The organism is Sphingomonas sp., from assembly GCF_031380695.1.
Lineage (GTDB): Bacteria > Pseudomonadota > Alphaproteobacteria > Sphingomonadales > Sphingomonadaceae > Sphingomicrobium.
On the sequence record NZ_JANMWY010000180.1, the window covers coordinates 1 to 2,446 of the forward strand.

A 2,446-nucleotide genomic window follows, 5' to 3' on the forward strand; every position below is an offset into this window, starting at 1 on the left:
GTCCGCGTTTTGGCAGGCAGCGACCGCCGCACCTTGAACGCCCCCAGGTCATGCGTGACGGGGGTGATGATCGTTTCGATCATCCTACTCCCCCGGCGCCCGCGCCCTGATCGTCAGTGCGTGGACTCGCTCCTGCATCAACTCCCCAAGTGCGGCGTAAACCAGCCGCTGCCGCGCGACGCGGTTCTTGCCCGCGAATGCCGCGCTTTCGATCTCCAGGGCGAAATGCGATTCGCCGCGCCCGTCGTGCCCGGCATGGCCCGCGTGATGCGCGCTTTCGTCGATCAGCGTCAAAGCGGTCGGCGACAGCGCCGCGTCGAGCCGCGCGTGCATCTCGGTGGCGATTGGCCCAAGGGCGGGAACGGTAGCGGTGGTGTCCATCGCTCCTATATAGAGCGGGTTTGCAACCGAGGAACACCCGCACCGGTCATGGCGTCACGCAGCGAGAAGCCCCAGAAATTCCACGGCCGGATCGAAGGCGCGGCCGACCGCTGCGGAGTCGCCGGCTGCGACGAACCCGGCGAGTTCCGCGCCCCGGTCTCGCCGGGTGATTTCGACGGCCCCGGCCAATGGCGTTATCTCTGCCTCGACCATGTCCGCGCCCACAACAGCAGCTATAATTATTTCACCGGCATGTCCCCCGACCAGATCGAGGAGGCCCAGTCGCCGATTGCCGGGTGGGAACGTCACAGCCGCCCCTTCGCCCACATTGGCTGCGACCCGCCCCCGGCGTGGAGCAGTTTCACCGACCCGCTCGACGCCATTTCGGCGCGATTCCAGCGGGGCGACCGCAGCGACATGAATCCGTTCGCCGAGGCGCGCTTCACCGCCAACGAACGCAAGGCGCTGCGCACGCTCCAGCTGCGCGACGACATCGACCGCACCCAGTTGCGCCAACGCTATTCCGAACTGGTCCGCCGCTACCACCCCGACCGCAACGGCGGCGACCGCACCCACGAACGCGCGCTTCAGGCAGTAATCGAGGCCTACACCCTGCTCAATTCGGCGCGCGCCTTCGCTTAGCCCGGATGCCGCATCGCCACATCCGCCCGCTGATAGGTCCCGCCATAGCGCGCCATGATCGCCGGATCGTGGACGAAGCCGACCTTCTCGTACAAATGGATCGCCGCTTCACAGCGCGAGCTGGTCAGCAAATAGAGCGGATCCGCCCCCATCGCCCGCCCTCGCGCCACCAGCGCATCGAGCAGCACCGCCCCGGCACCCGTCCCCCGCGCCGCCTCGCGCACGCCCATCTTGGTCAGCTCGACCCCGCCGCCGCCGGTCGGCATCAGCGCCCCGGTCCCGAGCACCTCGCCGTCCGCCCCGGCGATGAACAGGATCACGCCGCCCCGATCGACGATCGTTTCGCGCGGGTGCGACAGGACATGCTCGTCGTGCGGCTCCAGCACGAACATCTTGCCGATCCACTCGGCGTTGATGTCGGTAAAGGCCCCCGCCAGCGAATCCTCATACTCCAGGATGGTCAGCCCGGTCATGCCCGCCTCAGACCAGCGCCGGGAACAGCATCAGCACCAGCCCGACAAAGCCGACCGTGAACACCAATGTCCGCACGACCGGCACGCCGAACGCATAGAGCGGCAGATAGACCACTCGCGCCGCCAGCCACAGGATCGCACCGATGGCGGTCCACTGACTATTGAGCCCGCCGACCTGGACGATCAGAATCGCCGCGATGACGATCGGGAAGGTCTCGAAATAATTGGCCTGTGCCCGCTCGAGCCGCCCGACCACCGGACTGACCGGCGGCATTTCCTCGTCGCGCGCGCCCATGTTCCACTTGGTGCCATGTTGCCGCGTGCGCGCATTGCCCGCCGCAAAGACATGGACAAGTGCCAGCACACAGCCCCACGCCAGCACGCTCAATTCAGTCGTCATGCCTGTTCCCCCCGATTGCCGTCCCGGTGGTAAGCACACGCGCCACCAAGGCAAGCGCTCGCTTCCCTTCGTCCGGCTTTAGTCCTAAACCATGCTCTTCCCCGGGGAGCCGTACGGCTGAGAGGGACGGTGCAAGCCCGTCCGACCCGTCGAACCTGATCCCGTTCACGCGGGCGTAGGGAGGGAGCGGTCACCCGCCATCCCTCCAATGGAGAGTGCAATGGCCGACATCGATCCGAAAATCCCCGCTCGTAGCGAGACCCCCGCCGTCACCACCGGCCCGATCCGCGGCAGCCGCAAGGTCCATGTCGGCCCGCTCAACGTGGCCATGCGCCAGGTCGTGCTCGAGCCGACCTGCGGCGAACCCCCCGTCACCCTCTACGACACCAGCGGACCCTACACCGACCCCGCCGTCACCATCGACATCAACGCCGGCCTCGCCGAGCTTCGCCGCGACTGGATTCGTGCGCGGGGGGACGTGGAGGAGGTCGCCGCCCGCGAGACTCGCCCCGAGGATAATGGCCAACTCGGCCCCGACCGCTCAGGCGGC

4 protein-coding genes, 1 pseudogene and 1 riboswitch are annotated in these 2,446 nt (G+C 67.5%); of the genes and pseudogenes, 2 read left to right on the top strand and 3 right to left on the bottom strand.

Going from position 1 to position 2,446, the window contains the following annotated elements; genetic code table 11:
* Positions 1-84 precede the first annotated feature (84 nt).
* Positions 85-381 carry a BolA family protein gene (locus RMN84_RS06755; RefSeq protein ID WP_309611421.1) on the bottom strand — a complete coding sequence of 99 codons (297 nt, stop codon included), beginning with the start codon at positions 379-381 and terminating at the stop codon, positions 85-87.
* 48 nt (positions 382-429) lie between these two features.
* Between RMN84_RS06755 and RMN84_RS06760 the strand changes: the two genes are divergently transcribed.
* A complete protein-coding gene (locus RMN84_RS06760) occupies positions 430-1,023 on the top strand; it encodes a J domain-containing protein (protein WP_309611422.1) in 594 nt (197 codons plus the stop codon).
* Here RMN84_RS06760 and RMN84_RS06765 read toward each other — a convergent pair.
* The gene (locus RMN84_RS06765; protein WP_309611423.1) at positions 1,020-1,496 is read right to left on the bottom strand and encodes a GNAT family N-acetyltransferase; all 477 of its coding nucleotides are present in this window, start codon (positions 1,494-1,496) and stop codon (positions 1,020-1,022) included. The genes RMN84_RS06760 and RMN84_RS06765 overlap by 4 nt on opposite strands.
* Positions 1,497-1,503: 7 nt before the next feature.
* Positions 1,504-1,896 (bottom strand): MAPEG family protein, encoded by a 393-nt coding sequence (locus tag RMN84_RS06770; protein ID WP_309611424.1) that lies wholly within the window; start codon positions 1,894-1,896, stop codon positions 1,504-1,506.
* A 92-nt stretch (positions 1,897-1,988) separates the two neighbouring features.
* A riboswitch (TPP riboswitch) is annotated at positions 1,989-2,095 on the top strand.
* A 21-nt stretch (positions 2,096-2,116) separates the two neighbouring features.
* Between RMN84_RS06770 and RMN84_RS06775 the strand changes: the two are divergent.
* Positions 2,117-2,446: pseudogene (locus RMN84_RS06775) on the top strand (phosphomethylpyrimidine synthase ThiC); the annotation flags it as partial.

Coding starts and splice junctions, on each gene's coding strand:
- RMN84_RS06755 (WP_309611421.1), bottom strand. CDS start 381: ATGGACACCACCGCTACCGTTCCCGCCCTTGGGCCAATCGCCACCGAG.
- RMN84_RS06760 (WP_309611422.1), top strand. CDS start 430: ATGGCGTCACGCAGCGAGAAGCCCCAGAAATTCCACGGCCGGATCGAA.
- RMN84_RS06765 (WP_309611423.1), bottom strand. CDS start 1,496: ATGACCGGGCTGACCATCCTGGAGTATGAGGATTCGCTGGCGGGGGCC.
- RMN84_RS06770 (WP_309611424.1), bottom strand. CDS start 1,896: ATGACGACTGAATTGAGCGTGCTGGCGTGGGGCTGTGTGCTGGCACTT.